The organism is Sphingopyxis sp. 113P3 (assembly GCF_001278035.1).
Taxonomy (GTDB): Bacteria; Pseudomonadota; Alphaproteobacteria; order Sphingomonadales; family Sphingomonadaceae; genus Sphingopyxis.
The window spans coordinates 3,411,684-3,432,499 of sequence record NZ_CP009452.1 but is presented as its reverse complement, the minus strand read 5'-3'; the positions used below and the strand labels follow the sequence as shown (position 1 = coordinate 3,432,499).

The following is a 20,816-nucleotide window of genomic DNA, read 5'->3' as shown; positions in this document are numbered from 1 at the left end:
GACGCGAGCTATTTTCCGGCCGCTGCCTGCTTGGCCGCGGGTCCAGCAAGTCTCTGGCAGCCATAGACCAGCCGCTCGTTCGGGGTCGGGGGCAGCGTACTCTTGATCGCTTCCTGCTGGGTGGCGAAGGCGGCGAGCGCGTCCGGGTCGGCGGTGCAGCCCTTGATCGTCGCACCCGAGCGAATTTCGCGTGCCTTGGCCATGGTTTCGGCGTCGAGCAGATAGCGCTCGACGCGATAGTCCTGCCCGGCGGTGTCGATCGAGGCGATGGTGACCGTCGCTTCTTCATTCGGGACGAGGATGCGCTGCCAGCGCCCGTCGGCACCTTGGGTATATTGGGTCCGCTCGTTGACGCAGCCGCTCTCGCCGAGCCTGACCGGCACGTCGTCGGTCGATGACACGGTGATCCGGCTGCGGTTGGGTTCGATCGTGCAGAGAAAACTGCCCTCCGCGAGCGCGGGCGCTGCAGCCGTTAGCGTCTCGTCTGCCGCTCGATCGTCCGGAATATCCGCGTGGGCGTCAGGGCGGGTTACGAACAGGATTGCCGCAAGGACGATCAGCGCTGCGCCGCCGCCGCCCGCAATCTTTGCCTCGCGCCGTTTCTGCTGGCTGTACAGGAGCAGCCCGGCGCCCGCGCCGAGCGCGCCGAGGACGAATAGTACGCCGGCAAGGGCGATACGATTTTCGCGCGCGGCGAGCGCGTCTTCGTTCGCACGCTGCAGGCGGAGTTGGCGCTCAAGCTGGGCTGCCGCCGCCTTCGCGGCATTGGCTTCCGCCGCTGCGCGGGCCTCCGCTTCCATGGCGGCGCGATCGCGCTCGGAGGCTTCGGCCAACGAAAGACAGGAGGTGCCCACGCTCGCATAATCCTGCTGCGCGTCGGCGAGGAAGCGCGCGATCTCGCGCACCGATATCGCAAAAGCGAAGGGCGAATCGCCGTCGTCGGCCCGGGTGATGAAGGTGTTGATGCCCACGACGCGGCCGCACTGGTCGACAAGCGGTCCGCCTGAATTGCCGCGCGAGATTTTCGCCGTGTGGACGAGCGTTGCGATGCCGTCGACGCTCTGGGTATTCGACAGATTCCCCTCGCTGCGCACCGGGGTGCGGGGTGTTATATAGTCGGCGGCGCTGCGCGCGGTCGCAAGGTCGACATTGCCAGGATAACCCAGGGCGACGACGTCGGTGCCCGAATCGAGCGGGCCGGTGTAGATCGCAGCCGAGGGCACGCGCCCCTCGGTCATCTGGATCAGCGCGAGGTCGCGTTTGGTATCGATGGCGATGAGCTTGCCGGCATAGCTTTTTTGCCCCTCCGACGGGACGATGCCGAGCGCGACATTCTGGGGATATTTGGCGGCCGATTCGACGACATGCGCATTGGTCAGGATCCGCGTCGGGGTGATGGCGATGCCGCTCCCATGACCAAAGCCGACCACCTCTCCGTCAACCATAGCCACGGTGACGACGCGTACGACGCTGCGCGAAACCGCGCTGATGTCGTCGGCAGCACGCGCCGGCAGGGTGAGGGCGAAAAGGGCGAGGAAGAGCGCGATGAGGCGGGTCATGGCGGGGCAGATTAGAGACGCGCGCTTTGAACGCAAGCATCGGGACGCGCGGAGACGGTCCATCATGGCAGACAGGCACCAGCACAACGAGAGGAGAATGCCATGACCTACATCATTACCGGTCTCGCCCCTGAACGCTTTGCACCGCTGTTCGCCATGAATGGCGCCGACCTTGCGGCACGCGGCGCGCGCCGGGTCATCGCGGACAGCGATCGAGGCTTTCCCTGCCGGGTCAGCCTCGAGGATGCCCGTGCGGGCGAGGCGCTGCTTCTGCTCCACCATGTCCACCACGATGTCGCAACGCCCTATCGCAGCGCCTATGCCATTTATGTGCGGCAGGGTGCGGCGGCGACGCGCTGGCGCGATGCGCCGCCGCCGGTCTTCGAAGGCCGAACGCTTTCGCTCCGCGCCTTCGACCGCGAGGGGATGCTGCGGACAGCGCGGCTCGCCCCGCCGGGCGATGCCGATGACGCAATCCGCGTCCTGTTCGCCGACCCCGCCACCGCCTATATCGATGCGCATAACGCCGCCTATGGCTGCTTCGCCGCGCGGATCGAAAGGGACGAGCCATGAGCTTCGCCGCGATGACCGAGGACGAGTGCTGGGCCGCCATGCGGCGCCGGGACAAGGCCTATGACGGGCGCTTCATCGTCGGGGTCCTCACCACCGGCATCTATTGCCGGCCAAGCTGCGGCGCGCGTCAGCCCTTGCGGGCAAATGTCCGGTTCTTCGCCGACGGCGCCAGCGCGCGCGGCGCGGGGCTTCGCCCCTGCAAGCGCTGCCTGCCCGACGATGTCGGGCGGGACGAGGCAGCTGTGCTCGCAGCGATCGAAGCGATCAAGGACAGCGAGGAGCCGCTTGCGCTCGCCGATCTTGCGCAGCGCACCGGCTATTCGGCGACGCATTTCCAGCGTGTCTTTACCCGCCAGACAGGCCTGTCGCCCGCGGCCTACGCCCGGGCGCTGCGCGAGGAGCGCGCACGCGCGGCGCTCAGCGACACGGCTCGGGTGACCGACGCCATCTATGACGCGGGCTTTTCGGGTCCGTCGCGCTTTTACGGACAGATGGAAGGACGGATGGGAATGACGGCATCGGCCTGGGTGAACGGCGGCAAGGACACGACGATCCATTGGGCGGTCGTGCCGACGAGCCTTGGCGACATGCTCGTTGCTGCAACCGACAAGGGTGTGTGCCGCCTGTCGTTCGCCGAGGGGCGCGACGCGCTCGAGCACCGCTTTCCCGCGGCAACGCTGGTCGAGGGGGGCGCTGAATTCGAGGCGCTACTGAAAGAAGTCGTCGATGCGGTCGAAACCCCCGCGCAAGGCTTCGATCATATCCCCATCGACGTAAAGGGCACCGCCTTTCAGGAAGCGGTATGGCGCGAGCTTCGGAAGATCCCGGCGGGCGAGACGCGCAGCTATGCCGAGATCGCCGCGGCGGTCGGCAAGCCCGGTGCCGTGCGCGCGGCGGGGAGCGCCAATGGCGCGAACAATGTTGCAGTGCTCATCCCCTGTCACCGCGTCGTGCGCAGCGATGGGTCGCTAGGCGGCTACGCCTATGGGCTCGAAATCAAGGAAGAGCTTTTGAGAAGGGAAGTGAAATGACCGACAGCATTGCTCAATTCCGCGCGCTGCACGTGCCCGGCGACCCGCTGATTCTTGTCAACATCTGGGACGCGGGAAGCGCAAAGGCGGTTGCGGCCGCGGGCGCGAAAGCCATTGCGACCGGCAGCTTTGGCGTCGCGGGCGCGCAGGGGCGCGCGGACGGGGAGGACTTCCCGATCGAGGATGTGTTCGAGAATCTCGCGCGCATATTGTCGGTTACCGACCTGCCCGTCACCATCGACATGGAGTCGGGCTACGGCGCCGACCCGGCCGCGGTCGGCGTCTCGATCGGCCGTGCGCGCGCTGCGGGCGCGGCGGGGATCAACATGGAAGACCGGCTGCCTGGCACGAACGAGCTGCTCCCGCTCGGCGAGGCGGCCGCGCGCTACCGGGCGGCGGCCGATACCGGTCTGTTCGTCAATGCGCGCTGCGACATGTTCCGCGGGGCTGATGCGGCGAAGGAGGGGGAGGCGCTGATTGCCGCGACGCTCGAGCGCGCACGCGCCTATGCCGATGCCGGGGCGAGCGGTCTATTCGTCCCCTTCCTCGCCGATGCGAAGTGCATCGGCGCGATCTGCGAAGGCTCACCGCTTCCGGTGAACATCCTGCGCAGCAAGGCCGGCCCGACGCACAAGGAACTTGCCGGGCTCGGCGTTGCGCGGATCAGCCACGGGCATCAGCCCTGGGCGGCGGCAATGACATGGCTGGCCGGGCAGGCGGAAATGGTACTGGGCGGCGGCGAGCCGGATTATTGATCATGGCGTGTGCGCGCCGCAAACGCCGCTTGCTCTGAGCGTGGCGAAGGGCCCCTTTTCATTCTCCGAAACGGTGAAGGGAATGTTGGCAAGTTCCATACGAACCTGTCGGGGTCAATTCGCTCTTGCCCCCGCAGGCCGTGCCACTGCATACATTTCCTTCGCGATAGTCTTCAAAAGCGCCATCCGGTCCTCGCCCTCGGTATAGAGGTCGAAATGGGTGCGGCCTGGGACGAAGCGGAACGATGATTTCGCGCCGAGCCGGTCGAGCACGGCCTTGAGGCGGCGGGCGGGGCCGTCGAGATAGAAGGTGTCGGCGTCGCCCACGATCAGGTGGATTTTCCCGTCGAGGTCGGGCTGGAGCTGCGCCCAATCGCGTTCGACGATATGCGCGATGTCATAATTCTCGCGCCAATAAGCCGCGACGGCAGGATCGATCACGCCGGTCGCGCGGTCGAACAGCGGGCAGGGGCGTCCGTCGGGGCAGCGCGGCGAGAAAACCCAGTCAAAGCTTGCGAACTGGCCGCCGTACGCGCCGAGCACGGCTTCGAGCTGGGCAAACTGCTTGAGCGTCGCGATCACCTTGCCCTTGTCGCGGATCAGGGGAAAATCCTTGCCCTTAGCGCCGACATAGGCGTTGGCATTCGCGGCGTAGATGTCGATGTTGGTAAAGTCGTGGATGTCGCTGGCGTCAGGCGCGGTCGGCCAGGTGCCGCCGAAGACCTGGGGATAGGCGACCTGCAGCCAGAGCGTCGACCAGCCGCCCGAGCTATGGCCATTGAGGAACCGGCCAGACGCGCGCGCGTCCATCCGGTATTTCGCCTCGAGCGCAGGAATCGCCTCGCTCGTCAGCGCGGCGCCCCACGGGCCGTTGTTTGCAGAATCGGCGAACTCATGCGTGCCGGTTGCAATATGATGGTCGAGGATGACCCAGATCATCGGGGGCATCTCACCCTTCGCCATCGCCGCCGCGACGCCCGCGGCGTTCATTTTCGCGCTGTCGAGGGTGCTACCGAAGCCGCCATCCGAATAGGCGGTGGGATAGCGCGCCTGTCCCTCCCCATAGCCGGGGGGAAGGGCAACCCAGCCCTTGATCGACGTCGCACGGCCCGAAAAATCGGTCATCAGCTTCGAGGGAATGTCGAGAGCCTCGACGCTCTTCAATCCGACCTCGACCTCGGCGCGCGTTTCGGGCGGCAATGATGCGAGCCGTGCGGCAAAATCGCGCTCGGGGATTTCGGTGACAAGCGTCAGCACCGGAACTGGGCCTGGAAGCGCCGTCTCGACCACGGCCGAGACAAGGTCGCCGGGACCGCGCCCCGCGTAATTATAGTCGTGGTTGCGGTCTAGCACCGCCTGCAACCGGTAGGTTCCAGGCGGAAGCTTCGACCAGGCGGTGGGAAAGGCGTCGACTTCGGTGCCGACGAGGGCGGCCGCACCAGGGGCCAGTCGCCGGACCTCGAGCGCGGCGACCGCGGTGCCAGTCGGATCGAAAGGCGAGGTATCGACCTTTTCCTGCGGCTTGGCACCGGGCTCGATCCGCTGCGCAAAGACGAGCAGCCGGCCGCCTGCATCGCTGCCGAGATCCCACGCTGTCACGACAGGCACCGCAAGGGGGGCAGGGTCGGCTTGCGCAGGACCCGGCGCGGCAAGTGTCAGGGCGATGACGGGGGCAAGGAGCGAAAGCGCGCGGCGCGAGACAAAGCGGATCATGCCCGAGGTCTAACCGCCGCGCGAGCGCTGTAAAGCTTGGTCTGCCAGGCGAGCCCTACTTTTCGTCCTCGTCTTCCGCTTTCTTGAAGATCTGGGCCATCTTGGCCCGCGCGTCATCGAGCTTTCCGTCGTCGATGGCCTTCACCACTTCGAGCGGCAAATTCTCTTTTTCACCTTCATGACCCCGAAAGGCGATCGGCGCGATGACCGTGCGCGCGAGGTCGCCCTTACCGTCGTCGAGGAGTTGGCGGGTCATGAGCAGGCGATATTGCGGATCGAAAGATGCCTCCGGATAGACTTGTTCGAGCGCCGTGATGGCCGGTGCGGGGATCGGCTCTCCGGCTTGGCGGAACGACATAAAATAGCCGATCGCCGGGCGCGGATCGAGTTGGTCAAGGTGACGTGCCTTGATGTAATAGGGCCGCGCCTCGGCATAAGCCTTCTTGTCGGTCTTGCCTCTGCCCATGAAGACCTCGGCCTTGAGGAGATGAGCGGCCGACGATTCAGGGTCGATCTTGAGCGCCCGGTCTGCCGCTGCCTCGGCAGCGTCCCAGTTGCGCGCGTCGATCTGCGCCTCGCCGACCCAGAGCTGCGCCGGCAGACTGTCGGAATAGAGCGCGTCCTTGCCCCCCATGTCGCCCGCGACGTCGCGCGCTTCCTTGCGGTCGACCCCGCGCTGCGAGCGCATATGATGACGGATCAGTGCTTCTTCGGCCGAGGTCAGCCGGCGGATCGCCACCTTGGGTTCGACGTAATCGCCTGGCTTCACATCATAGCCGAGGAAGGGGCCGCGCTTGTAACGGCGCACCTCTTTTTGCAGCGCCTCAAGGTCGCCGAAGATGCGCTTCGCGGCAGTCAGGCTGTCCTCGCCGCCGTTGAGCGCCTTGAGATAAGCGACAAGCTGTCCCTTCCGCTCGGGCGCAAAGTTCAGATAGTGCGAGAGGAGCCAGCCGAAGGTGTAGGACTGGTACTGCTGCATGCCGCTCAGCGTCGCCTTGGTGTCGAACAGACGGGTGAGCGGGACGTCGGGCAGATAGTCGAGCGCGGCGCCGCGAGCCTGCGGGACGTCGCCGACGTGAAAGCTGCCGTCGTCCATGAAGCGGATCGTGCTGTAGAGTTCGGCGACGCCCTCCGTGTACCACTGCGGATAGGCGGTGCTGAAATTCGAGAGCATGAAATGGTGCGTATATTCGTGGAGCAGCACCGTCTTGATGTCGAGGCGGGGTCCCTGTTCGATACCCTTGCTCGTCGCGATGCGTTCGCGGGCGGGGACGAAGGCAACCGGATTGCCTGCGCGCGGGATATAGAAGCCAGCGATGCCCGATCCTGGCGCCCGGGCAAAGACCGCAATATTGTCGGTGTCACCGGTTCGGTACACCTTCACCCGGTTTGCCACGCCGATTTCGGGGCCGGGAACCGGCATGCCCTGGAGGGTGCGCAGCGCATTGTCGAAGCGTTCGAGCAGAACCGCGAACTTCTCGGCATCGCGCTGACTGCTTTCTGAGTAGACGACAAAGTGGGAGGTCGTCGCTTCCCACCATTCTGCTCGCGTCGCCGGGCTCGCAAGCATCGCCAGCATCGCCGCCACCGCGCCGAGAAGCCGCGCAGCTCCCCGCATCCACGCTGTCCCCGTCACCCTTTTTACCCCTTATGGTTTCTCAAAGGCCCAGCATAGCGGGCGCCTCGGCGCCTTCAAGCCCTTGGGTTCAAACGAAGCTGTAAGGGTCGACGTCGATTGCCAGCCGCGCCTTTGCGGGCCAGTCGATGCGCGCTACCCAGTCGCGGATCGCCCCTTGCAGGTCGAAGCTGCGCGGGGCGTGGAGCAGGAGGCGGAAGCGGTGGCGCCCGCGGAGCATGGCGAGCGGGGCGGGGGCTGGGCCATAGATGGCGAGACCGTCGGCGACCGGCGCTTTCTGCCCGAGACGCTGCGCGACGCCGCGCGCGACATCGATATCTTCCGAAGAGATGACGAGCGCAGCAAAACGGCCATAGGGCGGCGCTCCTGCCTGCCGGCGGGAGGCTGCCTCGGCGGCATAGAAACCTTCGCGATCGTTGGCGACGAGCGCTGCCATGACGGGCGCGTCGGGCACGCGGGTCTGGATCAGCACCTCGCCGGGCTTGACCCCGCGCCCAGCGCGCCCCGCGACCTGCGCGATCTGCTGAAAGGTTCGCTCGGAGGCGCGAAGGTCGCCGCCGTCGAGCCCCAGGTCGGCATCGACCACCCCGACGAGCGTCAGATTGGGGAAATGATAGCCCTTGGTGACAAGCTGCGTGCCGATGATGATGTCGACCAGTCCGCCCTCGACATTGGCCACAAACTCTGCAGCCTTGGCGGGCGACCAGAGCGTGTCCGACGTGACGATCGCGGTGCGCGCCTCGGGAAAGCGCAGCGCCACCTCGTCGGCGACGCGCTCGACCCCGGGGCCGCAGGCGACCAGACTGTCCTCGTCCTCACACTCGGGACACAGCCGCGGGGGCGGCATCACATGTCCGCAGTGGTGGCAGGCGAGGCGGTGAACGAGGCGATGCTCGACCATCCAGGCGGTGCAGTTCGGGCACTGGATGCGGTGCCCGCAGGTCCGGCAAAGTGTGAGCGGCGCAAAGCCGCGGCGATTGAGAAACAGGAGGCTTTGTTCGCCCTTGTGGAGCCGGTCGGCGAGAGCCTCGACGAGCGGCGGAGCGAGCCAGTTGCCGCGGTCGGGCGGGTCTTGCCGCATGTCGATGGCCGCAAGGTCGGGCAGCGTCGCGCCGCCGTAGCGCGCGGGCAGGATGATGTGGCGATAGCGCCCCGCCTCGACCTGCGCGAGGCTCTCGAGCGCGGGGGTGGCGCTCGCAAGGATCACCGGCAGCGCCTCAAAATGTCCGCGCATCACGGCGACGTCGCGCGCATGATAATGAACGCCATCCTCCTGCTTGAAGCTCGTCTCATGCGCCTCGTCGACGACGATCAGGCCGAGGCGGGCGTAGGGAAGGAAGAGTGCCGAGCGGGCCCCGACCACGATTTTCGCCTCGCCGCGAGATATGGCGTGCCACGCGCGGCGGCGTTCGGTCGAGCGCAGTCCGGAGTGCCAGGCGACAGGCTCGCAGCCGAATCGCGCGGCAAATCGCGTCAGCATCGGCTCGGTCAGGGCAATCTCGGGGAGAAGGACGAGCGCCTGCTTGCCCGCTTCGACCGCGGCGGCGATCGCTTCCATATAGACCTCGGTCTTGCCAGACCCGGTGACCCCATCGAGAAGCAGGGTCTCGAAGGCCGCAGCGGCCACGGCGTCGCGAAGCTGGCCCGCAGCCGCGGCCTGTTCGGCGGAAAGGTCGGGCGGCCCAAAGCCGGGGTCGGGCTCGGGATAGGGCGCGTCGGCTGACACGCTAACCGCTTCGAGCGCGCCCGCCTGTACCAGCCCGCGGATCACGGCCTCGCTGACGTCGGCAAGCGCTGCGAGTTCGCGCACGAGCCCTTGCCGCGTGCCGATCTTTTCGAGCGCAACAGTGCGCTGCGGCGTCATGCGCGCAGGCAGCTCGCCGGTCGCGCGATACTCGACGATCGGGCGCCGCGCGTCGGCAAAGGCGGCGCCGGGCAAGACCATGCGCAGGACCGACCCGGGCGGGGCGAGATAATAGTCGCTCGTCCATTCAACGAGCCGCCGCAGGGGCGCGGGCACCGGGGGGACGGACACAATCTCGTAGAGGTTGCGCAGACGATTGTCGCCGACCGGTTCGGGCGCGCCGAAGCTTTCATCTTCCCAGACCACGCCTCCCATCCGCCGCGGCCCGAGCGGCGCGACGACGACGCTGCCGAGCGGCACATCGCTCCCTTCGGGGACGCGATAGTCAAGCGGCCCGAGGGCGGCGGTGAGAAGGAGAACGCGGGCGCGGGTCATGGGCTGGGGAGGATATAGGCCCGCGGGGAAAATAGGAAAGCCGTGAGGGGAAACGGCGAGAGGTTGCACGGGTCGAGACCTGACCGGCCCAAACGCTGCGACGCCCGCGCGAGAAAATTTCGGATATTGTCCTATGTTCGCGGTTTTGACGGATTTTGCCCTTCTTGCTGTCGGAGCACCTGGAAGGGTGGCGAAGGGGCTGTGCGGGCTGGCGTCCTTTGCCGGATTCCCTGAGCCTGCCGCTCATCGTCTGGCTTACGCGACCAAGCCGGATGGCAGCTATCGAGGCCAGGCCCGTCGTCCCGCTCGCGGCTGGGCGCCGAAAATTTTACAGCGGCCTTGCAGCCGCTCGGCGCTTGAACTCCCAGGGATAGTTGGCGGCCTCACAGCCCAAGGCCGCTATGTCGACGCGAGCGCCGCCGTTTCCACCATCCGCTTCGCGGGTTTCGGCCGCCTGAACCAGAAGCTCCAGACCGCGAAGCTGCCAAGCATCGTCAGCGAGAGGCCCGAGACTGTGAGCACCAGCCGCCAGAAAAGTCCGCCAACCTTGCCGGCGTGGAGCGGATAGGCCTTGTTGAATGCTTGCGCGCCGGGCGCCATGGCCAGCGCGTCGCGGGCTCCGAGGACCTGGCCGGTCGCCGCGTCAAACCACAAGGTCGTGCGTCCGTTGGGCAGCCATTCGGCAGGCTGCCGCATCCGCAGGCTGATCGGTTCGCCCGCCTTGCGGGGCAGGCTGAGGATGCGAAACTCGGCGCTCGGAAAGCGCCGCTGCGCCTCTGCAAGCATCGAAGCATAATCGGGCTTCGCGGCGAGCGGCCCGCTTTCATATTGGGGCACCTCCATCGATTTTACCGTTTCGGCGACGGAGCCGAAGGGCGCGACCATCGCCATCGCGAAGGGGCGGAAGATCATCATCGTGCCGGTGATGATCGAGAGCAGGAGGAGCGGCGCGAAGACAGCGCCGAGGTCGCGGTGGTGGGTGACGATCGCTGCGCGGCTCATCCGCTTGGGCCACAGCCGAAAGCGGAAGGTCTTGCGCGTGCGCCACCAGAGGATCAGCCCCGAGACCACGAAGAAGAGACCGCACAGACCAGCCGTTCCGATCACCCATTCGCCTCTGTCGCCCGCGAAGAGATGGTGATGGAAATCGAAAATCCACAGTTCGGGCCGCTCCCACTGGCTCGCCCATCGCGCGATGACCTCGCCCGACTGATCGGCGTAGAAACCTGCGCCTTCGCCGAAGCTGAAGCGCCCCTGGTGGAGCCCGAAACCGTCGCGGGCATAGATAATGCCCTGCGGCGCCCCGGGCAGCGCCATGATCGCCTCGGTCGCCGCGGTAACGCTGGCAAGGTCGCTGCGCAGCGGATCGCCAGCATGCGCGACACCGATCCACGCATCCTTGTGAAGCAGGATTGTGCCCGACAGGCCGAGCAGCGCCAGCACGAGGCCAATCAGCCCCCCTGTCCAGCGGTGCAGCGTGTCGAGCAGCTTCATCATCTAGAAGCGGGTATCCCAACCGAGGGTGAAGGTGCGCCCGCGCCCTGCAAAATTGAAGAAATTGTCGGTGGGGCGCTGGGTATCGCTCGCGTAGCTGATATATTGCTTGTCGAACAGATTCTGCACCGCGAGGCTGATGCCGCCGAAACGCGTCTGATAGCGAACGAAGGCGTCGGTGAGCGTATAGCCCTCGAAGTCATTGCGCGGGTCGCGCTTTGGTCCTCCAAAGCTGCGCGAGAGATAGAATTGGGTCTGGACACGCGCCGACAGCGGCCCCTTCGCATAGGCTGCGGCGAGGTTCAGCCGGTCGGGCGAGATGTTCGCGCCGTCGAGGTCGGTATCGACTGCGCCGTCCTGATCCTCATCGAAGCGGCCCTGGATATGGGCATAGCCTCCCGAGACGGTGAGCCCGTCGATCGGCAGCTTGACCGCAAGGTTGAGCTCAAGCCCCTCGATCTCGACGCGCTGGCGAACGACGTCGAAAATGCCGTCGGGCCGGGCGATCAGCAGCTGCCCCTTGGTGCTGGTCGACCAGAAATAGGTCGCGCTGGCGTCGAGCGGCCCGCGCTTCACCTCGACCCCGATCTCGCGATTGTTCGAAACGATCGGCGCAATGTCGAGATAATTGTCGATATCGACCCCGTCGACCTTCACCGCCCGGGTGATGCGGCCGATGTCGGGGACCGTATAGCCCTCGGCGTAGCTCGCGTACGCGCGGATGCCCGCGAGCGGCTCGACGATGACGCCGCCGTTGAGCAGTACGTCGTCAAAGCTCGGGCTGCCGCCCGCGACATCCACGCCGCCATAGGTCGGAAGACCGCACGGTCCGCTCGGCACCGCAGGCGGCGCCGGGCAGGCGACAAAGGTGTTGGCGGCGAGCGTGTGATAATCGCCGATCTTGATCTTCACATTCTCATAGCGCGCCCCGCCGGCGAGCCGCAGCGCGCCGTCCAGCAGCTTGAGATTGGCCTGACCGAAGGGCGCAAAGCTTCGAAATTCGCTCGGCGGAACCCAGGTGCGGCCAGTCGCGATCAGTCTTTGCTCGGTCGTGTCCCACAGGGCGTCGAAACCCGCGATCAGCGTCAGCGCCTCAAGGCCCGGCACCGCGCGCTCGTAGCTCAGCTTGCCGCCAATCTTGCGGCTGCGGTTCTGCGACTGGTCGAAAAGTGTGCCGACCGGCGCGATCGAGGGGTCCTGAAAACTCGCGATCGGCTCGGGCTCTCCGCCAAAGGTGTCGCGGCTGCGATTCCAGAAGATCTGGCTGACGAAATTGCCCCCTGCAAGGTCGGTATCTGTCAGTGACAGCGCGACGCTTTCGGTGCGATTGGTCGCCGGGATGCCGGGCGGGACGCCGGGCTGCGCGCTCGTCGGCAGTCCGCCAAGCTTGTTGCCTGCAACAGGAGCGTAATCGCCGTCGCCTTCGAGCTCGAAACGGCTCGCAATGAGATCGAGCCGCATCGTATCGGTCACGGCATAACCGAAGCGCCCGAAGAGCGAGAGCGCTTTTGAATCCATCGTCTCGCCCTGCGTCAGGTTGATGCCGACCGGACGGCCTTCGCCGTCGCGAAACAGCCCGCGCAGTTCGTAAGCCGCGCCGGCCGAGGCGTCGAAGCGACCCGCCTTGTACTGGACGAGGCCGGCAATCTTGCCGCCCATGCCGGCATCCGAAAACTCATTGTCCGCCGTTCCCTGCAGGAGGGCGCGGCCCGATACGCCTTCCTCGGTCGGGGCGCCGACGGTGACCTGATTGACGATGCCGCCGGTCCCGCCGATTCCCTGCAGCGCATTCGACCCGAAGATGACCTCGACCCGGTCGATAAAGAAGCCGTCGATCGTAAAGCCGTCGCGGCTCCCGTCGCGCAGCGGGGTCGACTGCGGGATGCCGTTGATCGCATAGAGCGGCGAGCGCCCGCGCAGCGTCTCGCCCGCGCCCGACAATTTCTGCCGGGTCGGGGAAAAGCTGGGGACCAGCGTCGCGACCGCATCGGTAACCGACCCCGAGATGGCGATCTGCTGGTCGAGCGCCTCCTTGTCGATGACATCGACGGTGAGCGGGAGCGCATTGGCCGGCAGGATCGAGCGCGCCGCGGTAACGACGATGCTGTCTGCGTCGCTGCCCGCTACAGCAGCCGCGCCCTCCTGCGCATAGGCGGGGGAGGACAGCGCGGTGCACGCGAGCGCCGCAAGGGCCAATTTGCGATTCATTATCATCTCCTGTCCGCGTGGCCGCTAATGCGAGCGATTTGCATATGCAAGAGTTTTCGCGTGGGCGCGGGGTGCATCGCAGCGGCGCTCGCCCCTGCGTCTTGAGGCCAAGGGGCGATAGGCGCGAAGGTCGCTGCCCTGGCTTTTTCCAATTAATCCTAGCCAAGCCCACGGCGTTCATTCTATGTTCCTTCGCATGACCCTTGTCTCGCTGCTCGCTTCCCTCGTCGCTCTCGCGGTCGGCACACTCATTGGATGGCTCTTCGCGGCGCGCCAGTCGGGAGGGCTCAAGGCCGAGCGTGACGGACTTGCCGAGCGCTTCAAGGCCGCGGTCACCGACCTTGCGGCAGAGGCCGAGGCGCGCAAGGCTGCAGACATCCAGCTTTCGGCGCTTCTCGCTGAGCAGAAGGCACGCGATGCTGCACATGAGGCGCAGATCGCCCAGCTCAAGGATGCGCAAGCGGCGCTGACCGCGCAGTTTCGCGAAGTCGGGCAGGTGATGCTAAGCGAGGCCCAAAAGGCGTTTCTCGAACGCGCTGACCAGCGCTTCCGGCAGAGCGAGGAAAGCGCGGGCCAGACGCTGAAGTCGCTGCTCCAGCCGGTTCACGAGCGGCTTGCGCGCTATGAGGAGACCGTGAACAAGGTCGAGGCAGACCGGCGCGATGCCTTTGGTTTGCTTCAGGGGCAGATCGCGGCGATGCGCGAGGGCACTGAACGCGTATCGAGCGAGGCGGCGAAGCTCGTCAACGCGCTGCGTAACGCTCCCAAGGCGCGCGGGCGCTGGGGCGAGCAGCAGCTGCGCAATGTGCTCGAAAGCTGCGGCCTGTCCGAACATGCCGATTTCCAGACCGAGGTCAGCGTGACCGGCGGCGATGGCGGCCGGCTGCGTCCCGATGTCGTGGTCAAGGTGCCCGGCGGGCAGAGCCTTGTCATCGACGCGAAGGTATCGCTCAACGCGTATCAGGATGCGTTCGGCGCGGTCGACGAGAGCGAAAAGGCGGCGCATCTTGCCGCCCATGCCGCCGCGATGAAGGCGCATGTCAACACGCTGGGTGCCAAGGCCTATTGGAACCAGTTCGACGACACCCCCGATTATGTGGTGATGTTCGTACCCGGCGAGCATTTCCTTGCCGCGGCGCTCGACCATGATGCCGACCTCTGGGACTATGCGTTCGAGCGCAAGGTCCTGCTCGCAACGCCGACCAACCTCATCGCGATTGCGCGCACCGTGGCAGCGGTATGGCGGCAGGAAAAGCTCGCGGGACAGGCGCGCGAGATCGCGGCGCTCGGCAAGGAGCTTTACGCGCGGATGGCAACAATGGGCGCCCATATCGCGCGCGTCGGCAAGAATCTCGATCAGGCGACGGGCGCTTATAATGCCTTCGTCGGCAGCTTCGAATCGCAGGTACTCACACAGGCAAAGCGCTTCGAGGCGCTCGATATCGAAACCGGCGGCAAGGAGATTGCGGCGCTGCCCGTCGCCGAACAGGCGGCGCGGCCGCTCGCCAAGCTTTCGGCAGCACCGAGCGCGGTCAACGACGGCGAGTAGAGCTTCGTCAAATCGCCCGCTTGAGCACCGCACTCTGTCCATCGGTGCCGGTCAGGATCAGCGTCCCGTCGGAGGGAAACTCGAGCCGCACCGGTCCTGCCAGCAGCGCAAGGAAGCTGCTCTCCTGCGTCATCGCTGCGCCGGGACAGGCCATCTTGGTCGCCATCAGCGGACCGGCGCGCAGCGTCGTGCCGTCGCTCGTATAGCTTCCTGAAAAGCGGTTGCAGCCCGCGCTGCCGCTGAGCTTCGTCTCCTCGAAGGCGAGCGTGGCCACCCGGTCGCCCGCCACGGAAACTCCGCCGATCGAGACGAAGGACCAGTTGGTTCCCGCGAGCGTCTCGGGCGCAAGGATGCCGCCGCCGCAGCCTTTTACCGTCTTCGCGTCGGCGGTGACTGTTACCGTGTCGCGGTAGCGGCGGTCGCTCATTCCGTCGCTGCATTCGACATGGGTGATGTCGACCGCGAGGCGCTTGCCGGCATAGCGTTCGCCATTGAAGCTCGGCCGTGCGCCGGGATTCGGCTCCAATATCCTGGTGTCGCCATAGTCGCCGGTATAGTTGAGGAGGCCCGGCGTGATCTCGAGCGTCCATCCGGGCTCGGTGCCGAGCGCCATATAGGCCTCGGGCCGGGCGCCCGGCGACTGGGGCGGAATCGCGGTGCATGCCGCGAGCCCGAGGGGCAGGGCGAGCAGGGACAGGAAACGTATCATCGAACGGCCTTTCTTTTTCGTCACCCTGAAACAGCTTCAGCCGAGCGAGGTTCCTGGAAGGCGCCGAATGTCCCAATCCTGAATGTCATCGTCGCCGCTGGTTCAGAACCTCATAGGCCATCACCGCGCCTGCGACCGCGGCGTTGAGGCTGTCGGCCTTGCCCATCATCGGCATCTTCACGCGCACGTCGGCCGCGGCAGCATAAGCTTCGGGCAGCCCCTGGGACTCATTGCCGATCAGGATGAAGGTCGGTTCTGCATAGCGCACCGCCTGATAATCCTTGGTGTCCTCGCCCAGCCATGTCGCGACCAGTTCGCCGGGACCCGCGCGCAGCCAGGCGAGAAATTCGTCCCAGTGCGTCTGCACGAGCCGCTGGGTGAAGATCGCCCCCATGCTCGCGCGCACCGCCTCGACCGCATAAGGATCGGTCGATTCGTCGAGCAGGATCAGCCCGCCGGCGCCGACCGCATCGCCGGTGCGCAGCATCGTGCCGAGATTACCCGGATCCCGCAGCCGTTCAGCAACGAGCCAGATCGGCGCTGCGGCCCGGTCAAGATCGGCGAGGTGCGTTTTCGGCTCCGCGTAAATGCCCACGACCGTCTGCGGATTGTCCTTGCCCGACAATTTGGAGAGAATGGCCGGCGTCGTGTCGATCACCTCTCCGCCGCCTTCCAAGGTGGCCTCGACAAGCGCTTTGGCGAGCGGATGCCCCCCCGCGCCCTCGTCCGCAAGGAACAGCCACTGCGGCAGCACCCCCGCCTCGCGCGCCTCGGTCGCAATGCGCAGCCCTTCGGCGAGGAACAGTCCCTCAGCGCGGCGGTGGCGCTTCTCGCGCAGCAGCCGCATCCGCTTGACGAGCGGGTTCGAAAGGCTTTCGATCCGGGAACGGCGACCGGTCGCCATGGGTCAATCCTCGCCGAAGCTGTCCTTGACCAGCCCGACGAGCTTGAGCAGCGCCGCGTCGGCGCCATCCCCTTTCGTGTGGATGGTGATGGAATCGCCTTTTGCCGCGCCCAGCATCATGAGCCCCATGATCGAGGTGCCGTTGACGCGGTTGCCGCCCTTTTCGACCTCCACGGTCACGCTTTCGGGCAAGCGGCTGACGAAGGTGACGAATTTGGCGCTGGCGCGCGCATGAAGACCGCGCTGATTGGTGATTTCGACGGTCTCCGACAATTCGCTCAAAGGCCCACTCCCAGCATTTCCGACGCGACCGATATATATTTCTGTCCGGCCTCGCGCGCCGCGATGACCGCAGGGCGCAGATCCATTGTCTTGCGCGCACTCTCGAGCCGGATCAACATCGGCAGGTTGACACCCGCGATCACTTCGGTCCGTCCGGCCTCGAGCAGACTGATCGCGAGGTTGGACGGGGTGCCGCCGAACAGGTCGGTCAGCATGATGACGCCGCGGCCGCCGTCGACCGCGCGGATCGCCTCGGCAATCTCCTGGCGGCGCATCTCCATATTGTCGTTGGGGCCGATGCACACGGTCGCCACAGCGCGCTGCGGACCGACGACATGCTCCATCGCGGTGACCATCTCTTCGGCGAGGCGGCCGTGCGTGACGAGAACCATTCCGATGAGCGGCAATGCTTTATCGCTGGGCATGCAGTCGGGGACCCTTATGCTTTACCGCCGGACGCGGGCGGGGGCTTGCCCTCAAGCCCATCTTGCGGGGCCGAGTCAAGGTTGCGATGGAGGAGATTTGGAGCGTGGCCGGCAGCGCGCAGCGTCCCGGCGACGCGCTCGGCGACATGCACGGACCGGTGCCGCCCGCCGGTGCAGCCAAAAGCAATCGTGACATAGCTTTTCCCTTCGGCACGATAGCGCGGCAGCAAGGTGAGCAACAAGGTCTCGATCTGGGCAACCGTGGTCTCATAGGCGGGGTCGGCAGCGACATAGGCGGAGACGTCGGCATCGAGACCGGTGCCGGGCCGCAACTTCGGATCCCAGTGCGGATTGCGCAGATAGCGCATGTCGAACACTAGGTCGGCATTGCGCGGAAGTCCGCGGGCGAAACCGAAGCTCATCACGGTCAGCGACGGCTCGTCGCCGCCTGTATCGGCGAAGCGCTGGCGGATTTCCTGCTGCAGATCATTGCTGCTGTAATTGGTCGTGTCGACGACATGCTCGGCCCAGCGGCGGAGGGATTCCATCATCTCGCGCTCGCGCGCGATGCCGTCGGCAGCGGGACGGTCTTCGGCGAGCGGATGGCGGCGCCGCGTCTCGGAGAAGCGGCGTTCGAGTTCGGCGCCGGCGCAGTCGAGAAACAGCGTCTGGATGTCGCGCCCGCCCGCCTCGCGCAATTCCTTGATCCGTTTGACGAGTCGCGCAGGCTTGAAGCCGCGGCTCCGGCTGTCGATACCAACCGCGATCGGCCGCGCTGCCTCGCTGGGTTTGACGGGAGCTTCGATCAACGGCTCGAGCAGCGACAGCGGCAGATTGTCGACAACCTCCCACCCCAGATCCTCAAGCACCCTGAGAACGGTCGACTTGCCTGCGCCCGACAGGCCGGTAACGAGAAGGAGGCGCGGCTCGGCGGCAGGAACGGTACCGGTCATGCCGCCTCCAGCCGGTCGAGCGCGAGGAGGACCTTGACCGGTGCCGAAGCTTCAAAGGCCGAGAGCGTCACCGCGGGCAGAGGATTGCCCGCCACAGTCTCGATCTCGTTAGCCGCGGGCATGCGTTCATAGCGTTCGGCGAGCCGCACCGCGAGCGCCAGCGGCACCGGCGCTGTCCAGGGCTGCTCGACGATGCCGAGGCCGCGCACTTCCATCTTGCCGGCGAGTTCGGCAGGCGGGCGGCACCAGAGCCGGCCGCGGTCGAACCAGACGTCGCAGCGGTCGTCGGCGACCAGCCGCGCTCCGCGATCGATCAGCCGCAGCGCGAGATCGGACTTGCCGCGCCCTGAGGGGCCGAGCAGCAGAATTCCCCGGCTGCCAGCCGCAACGCAGCTTGCGTGGATATTGGTGATGACAGGGGCGGTCCGGCTCGAAAGCATGCAGCGAGGCTTACCGGCGCGCGCGCGGCGCCGCAAGGCGGATGGCTAGGCCGCCCCGCCTTCTTCCGCCGCGGGAAGGGTGATGAGCAGGCTCGCCCCGGGCTTGCCGTCATCGCGGTCGCCCGCGGTGATCGTTCCGCCATGTCCCTCGACGATTGTTCGGGCGATTGCGAGGCCAAGCCCGCTGTGACGGCCGAAGGCTTCGCCATTGGGGCGTTCGCTGTGAAACCGGCGGAAAATCGCCTCGCGCTGTGCGGGCTCGATGCCTGGGCCGTCATCATCGACGCCGATATGCACCTCTTGTCCCAGCCGCGTCGCGCGCACGCAGACGAGGCCGCCCGGGGGGGAGAAGCTGATCGCATTGTCGATAATATTGTCGATCGCACGCTCGAGCCGGTGGCCGTCGCCCATCACGGTCGCGGTGCCCTTGCGCGGTCGGGCGAACGCGATGCGCGGCTGAGGGGGCCCTCCCTGCTCCGCGCGTGCGGCGCGCGCCGCCAACATCGATTCGATCATCAGCCCGACGTCGATTGGTTCAAAAAGGGTGCGCGAGAGCTGTGCGTCGATCCGGCTCGCGTCGCTTATATCGCTGACCAGACGGTCAAGCCGGCGCACATCCTCGTCCGCGATTGCGAGCAGTTGCGCGCGCTGCTCGTCGGTCTTGACCCGGCCAAGACCCTCGATCGCCGAACGCACCGAGGCGATCGGGTTCTTCAGCTCATGCGTCACGTCGGCGGCAAAATGCTCGCCCGCGTCGATACGTTCGCGCAGCGCCTGCGTCATGTCGCTGAGCGCGCGGGCCAGCGTGCCGATCTCGTCGCGGCGGCTCGGGAGACGCGGGACGACCACTTCGCGCGCGCGGCCGAGACGGACCCGCACCGCGGCGCGCGCGAGGCGGCGCAGCGGGCGGACGATCGTGCGGGCAAGAAACAGCGATAGAAGCACCGAGGCGATCAGCACCATCGCGAGCACCACCGCGAGGCGGAAACGCTCGGCGCGCACCGTTCGCGTGATGTCGCGGGCATTGACCGTCATCAGCATCACTTCGGGGGTCTCAAGATCGACCACGCGCGTCGCGCTGAGCAATGGAGTGCGCTCGGGGGCGTAGCGGAAGCGGCTCGTGCCCTCGCCGCTTCGCTGCGTTTCCTTGACTTCAGGCCAGGCGGCGCCGCGATCGATCGCGGGCTCCTCGAACTCGGGATATGCGGGGGCGCCCACGATCCAGTCTATGCCGCGGTCCATCGCGCGCGCCGCATCGCGCTTCCAGGGCTGCAGGTCGGGGTCGCGCAGCGCATAGGTCGGCGGGCCATGCGCGAAGCTGTCGTAAAGCTTGCGCCCATCTGGCGCATAAAAGCGCAGCCGCGATTCCGTCGCGCGCGTGAATTCGCCGATCAGTCTCTCGCGCTGGTCGGGACGCGCGGCCTCGAGGGCGCTGTCGAGCAGCGCGAGCTGATCCTCCATCACGGCTATCCGCGTGTCGACGAGGCGGCTGCGATAGGTGTCGAGATAGAAGAAACCGCCGGCGAGCAGCGCGACCGCGAGGATGTTGACCACCAGGATGCGCGTCGTCAGCGACCAGCGCGCCGACCAGACGAGCGGCAGGTCCTCGGCCGCGGCATCGCGGTTGTCAGCCCTCGTCAGCAAAACGGTATCCGGCACCATAAAGGGTCGCGATCGCATCGAAATCGGGGTCGACCTCGCGAAATTTGCGGCGCAGACGCTTGATATGGCTGTCGATGGTGCGATCGTCGATATAGACATCGTCCTGATAGGCCGCGTCCATCAGCTGGTTGCGACTGCGTACGATTCCGGGACGGCTGGCAAGCGTTTCGAGGATCAGGAATTCGGTGACGGTGAGCGTTACATCCTTGCCGTCCCACGCCACCTTGTGCCGCGCCGGGTCCATCGTCAGCCGCCCGCGCGTAATCGGCTCGGCGACGGGCTCGTCCTCTTCGCTCGGCGCGCTTCGGTTGAGCTCGACGCGGCGAAGGATGGCCCGAATGCGTGCGATCACGAGGCGCTGGGAAAAGGGCTTGGCGATATAATCGTCTGCCCCCATCGCAAGCCCGAGCGCCTCATCTATCTCATCATCCTTGCTGGTGAGGAAGATAACGGGAAGCTGACTCTTCTCGCGCAGGCGGCGTAAAAGTTCGAGTCCGTCCATCCGCGGCATCTTGATGTCGAACACCGCAAGGTCGGGCGGGTTGTCGATCAGCGGCTTCAGCGCCGCCTCGCCGTCCGAATAGACGCGCGTCACAAAGCCTTCGGCCTGCAACGCGATCGACAGGGACTGAAGAATGTTGCGGTCGTCGTCGACCAGCGCGATGGTTGCCGTCATGCTCTTTC

At 66.3% G+C, this 20,816-nt stretch carries 18 protein-coding genes; 4 read left to right on the top strand and 14 right to left on the bottom strand.

Features of this window, described 5'->3' with window-relative positions; all coding sequences use genetic code 11:
- Positions 1-8 precede the first annotated feature (8 nt).
- Positions 9-1,559 (bottom strand): S1C family serine protease, encoded by a 1,551-nt coding sequence (locus LH20_RS16575; RefSeq protein ID WP_053555189.1) that lies wholly within the window; start codon positions 1,557-1,559, stop codon positions 9-11.
- Between the two features lie 102 nt (positions 1,560-1,661).
- On the opposite strand from LH20_RS16575, the gene LH20_RS16570 reads away from it, so the two are divergent.
- The 3 genes from LH20_RS16570 to LH20_RS16560 are packed head-to-tail and all read left to right on the top strand — an operon-like array spanning position 1,662 to position 3,918.
- Positions 1,662-2,132 carry a DUF1203 domain-containing protein gene (locus LH20_RS16570; protein ID WP_053555188.1) on the top strand — a complete coding sequence of 157 codons (471 nt, stop codon included), beginning with the start codon at positions 1,662-1,664 and terminating at the stop codon, positions 2,130-2,132.
- Entirely contained in the window at positions 2,129-3,163 is a 1,035-nt protein-coding gene (gene ada, locus LH20_RS16565; RefSeq protein ID WP_053555187.1) for a bifunctional DNA-binding transcriptional regulator/O6-methylguanine-DNA methyltransferase Ada, read from the top strand. The genes LH20_RS16570 and ada overlap by 4 nt, the downstream gene beginning before the upstream one ends.
- Positions 3,160-3,918, top strand: coding sequence for an isocitrate lyase/PEP mutase family protein (locus LH20_RS16560; RefSeq protein WP_053555186.1), 759 nt, complete (start codon positions 3,160-3,162; stop codon positions 3,916-3,918). The genes ada and LH20_RS16560 overlap by 4 nt, the downstream gene beginning before the upstream one ends.
- A 114-nt stretch (positions 3,919-4,032) precedes the next feature.
- Here the strand turns inward: LH20_RS16560 and LH20_RS16555 are convergent, their stop codons facing one another.
- The 5 genes from LH20_RS16555 to LH20_RS16535 all read right to left on the bottom strand — a co-directional run bounded on the left by LH20_RS16555 (position 4,033) and on the right by LH20_RS16535 (position 13,208).
- Positions 4,033-5,631, bottom strand: coding sequence for an alpha/beta hydrolase-fold protein (locus tag LH20_RS16555; protein WP_053555185.1), 1,599 nt, complete (start codon positions 5,629-5,631; stop codon positions 4,033-4,035).
- A 55-nt stretch (positions 5,632-5,686) separates the two neighbouring features.
- Positions 5,687-7,267, bottom strand: coding sequence for a tetratricopeptide repeat protein (locus LH20_RS16550; protein ID WP_144423598.1), 1,581 nt, complete (start codon positions 7,265-7,267; stop codon positions 5,687-5,689).
- A 70-nt stretch (positions 7,268-7,337) separates the two neighbouring features.
- Positions 7,338-9,506, bottom strand: a complete 2,169-nt coding sequence (locus tag LH20_RS16545; protein WP_053555183.1) for a primosomal protein N' — start codon at positions 9,504-9,506, stop codon at positions 7,338-7,340.
- Between the two features lie 399 nt (positions 9,507-9,905).
- Positions 9,906-11,000 carry a PepSY-associated TM helix domain-containing protein gene (locus tag LH20_RS16540; RefSeq protein ID WP_053556338.1) on the bottom strand — a complete coding sequence of 365 codons (1,095 nt, stop codon included), beginning with the start codon at positions 10,998-11,000 and terminating at the stop codon, positions 9,906-9,908.
- Positions 11,001-11,003: 3 nt separating this feature from the next.
- Positions 11,004-13,208, bottom strand: coding sequence for a TonB-dependent receptor (locus tag LH20_RS16535; protein WP_200905388.1), 2,205 nt, complete (start codon positions 13,206-13,208; stop codon positions 11,004-11,006).
- Positions 13,209-13,404: 196 nt separating this feature from the next.
- Here LH20_RS16535 and LH20_RS16530 point away from each other — a divergent pair, with 196 nt between their 5' ends.
- Entirely contained in the window at positions 13,405-14,757 is a 1,353-nt protein-coding gene (locus tag LH20_RS16530; protein WP_053556337.1) for a DNA recombination protein RmuC, read from the top strand.
- Between the two features lie 7 nt (positions 14,758-14,764).
- On the opposite strand, the gene LH20_RS16525 is transcribed toward LH20_RS16530, so the two are convergent.
- The 8 genes from LH20_RS16525 to LH20_RS16490 form a co-directional block, all read right to left on the bottom strand.
- Entirely contained in the window at positions 14,765-15,490 is a 726-nt protein-coding gene (locus LH20_RS16525) for an META domain-containing protein (protein ID WP_235527004.1), read from the bottom strand.
- Positions 15,491-15,551: 61 nt separating this feature from the next.
- The gene (locus LH20_RS16520; RefSeq protein WP_053555180.1) at positions 15,552-16,370 is read right to left on the bottom strand and encodes a TrmH family RNA methyltransferase; all 819 of its coding nucleotides are present in this window, start codon (positions 16,368-16,370) and stop codon (positions 15,552-15,554) included.
- Between the two features lie 3 nt (positions 16,371-16,373).
- A complete protein-coding gene (locus tag LH20_RS16515) occupies positions 16,374-16,652 on the bottom strand; it encodes an HPr family phosphocarrier protein (protein ID WP_053555179.1) in 279 nt (92 codons plus the stop codon).
- The gene (locus tag LH20_RS16510) at positions 16,649-17,077 is read right to left on the bottom strand and encodes a PTS sugar transporter subunit IIA (RefSeq protein WP_053555178.1); all 429 of its coding nucleotides are present in this window, start codon (positions 17,075-17,077) and stop codon (positions 16,649-16,651) included. Before LH20_RS16510 ends, LH20_RS16515 begins: the two co-directional genes overlap by 4 nt.
- 14 nt (positions 17,078-17,091) lie before the next feature.
- The gene (gene rapZ / locus LH20_RS16505) at positions 17,092-18,030 is read right to left on the bottom strand and encodes an RNase adapter RapZ (RefSeq protein ID WP_053555177.1); all 939 of its coding nucleotides are present in this window, start codon (positions 18,028-18,030) and stop codon (positions 17,092-17,094) included.
- Positions 18,027-18,470 (bottom strand): HPr kinase/phosphorylase, encoded by a 444-nt coding sequence (locus LH20_RS16500; protein ID WP_053556336.1) that lies wholly within the window; start codon positions 18,468-18,470, stop codon positions 18,027-18,029. Before LH20_RS16500 ends, rapZ begins: the two co-directional genes overlap by 4 nt.
- A gap of 45 nt (positions 18,471-18,515) precedes the next feature.
- Positions 18,516-20,132, bottom strand: a complete 1,617-nt coding sequence (locus LH20_RS16495; RefSeq protein ID WP_053555176.1) for a sensor histidine kinase — start codon at positions 20,130-20,132, stop codon at positions 18,516-18,518.
- Positions 20,098-20,808 (bottom strand): response regulator transcription factor, encoded by a 711-nt coding sequence (locus LH20_RS16490; protein WP_053556335.1) that lies wholly within the window; start codon positions 20,806-20,808, stop codon positions 20,098-20,100. The genes LH20_RS16495 and LH20_RS16490 overlap by 35 nt, the downstream gene beginning before the upstream one ends.
- Positions 20,809-20,816 lie beyond the last annotated feature (8 nt).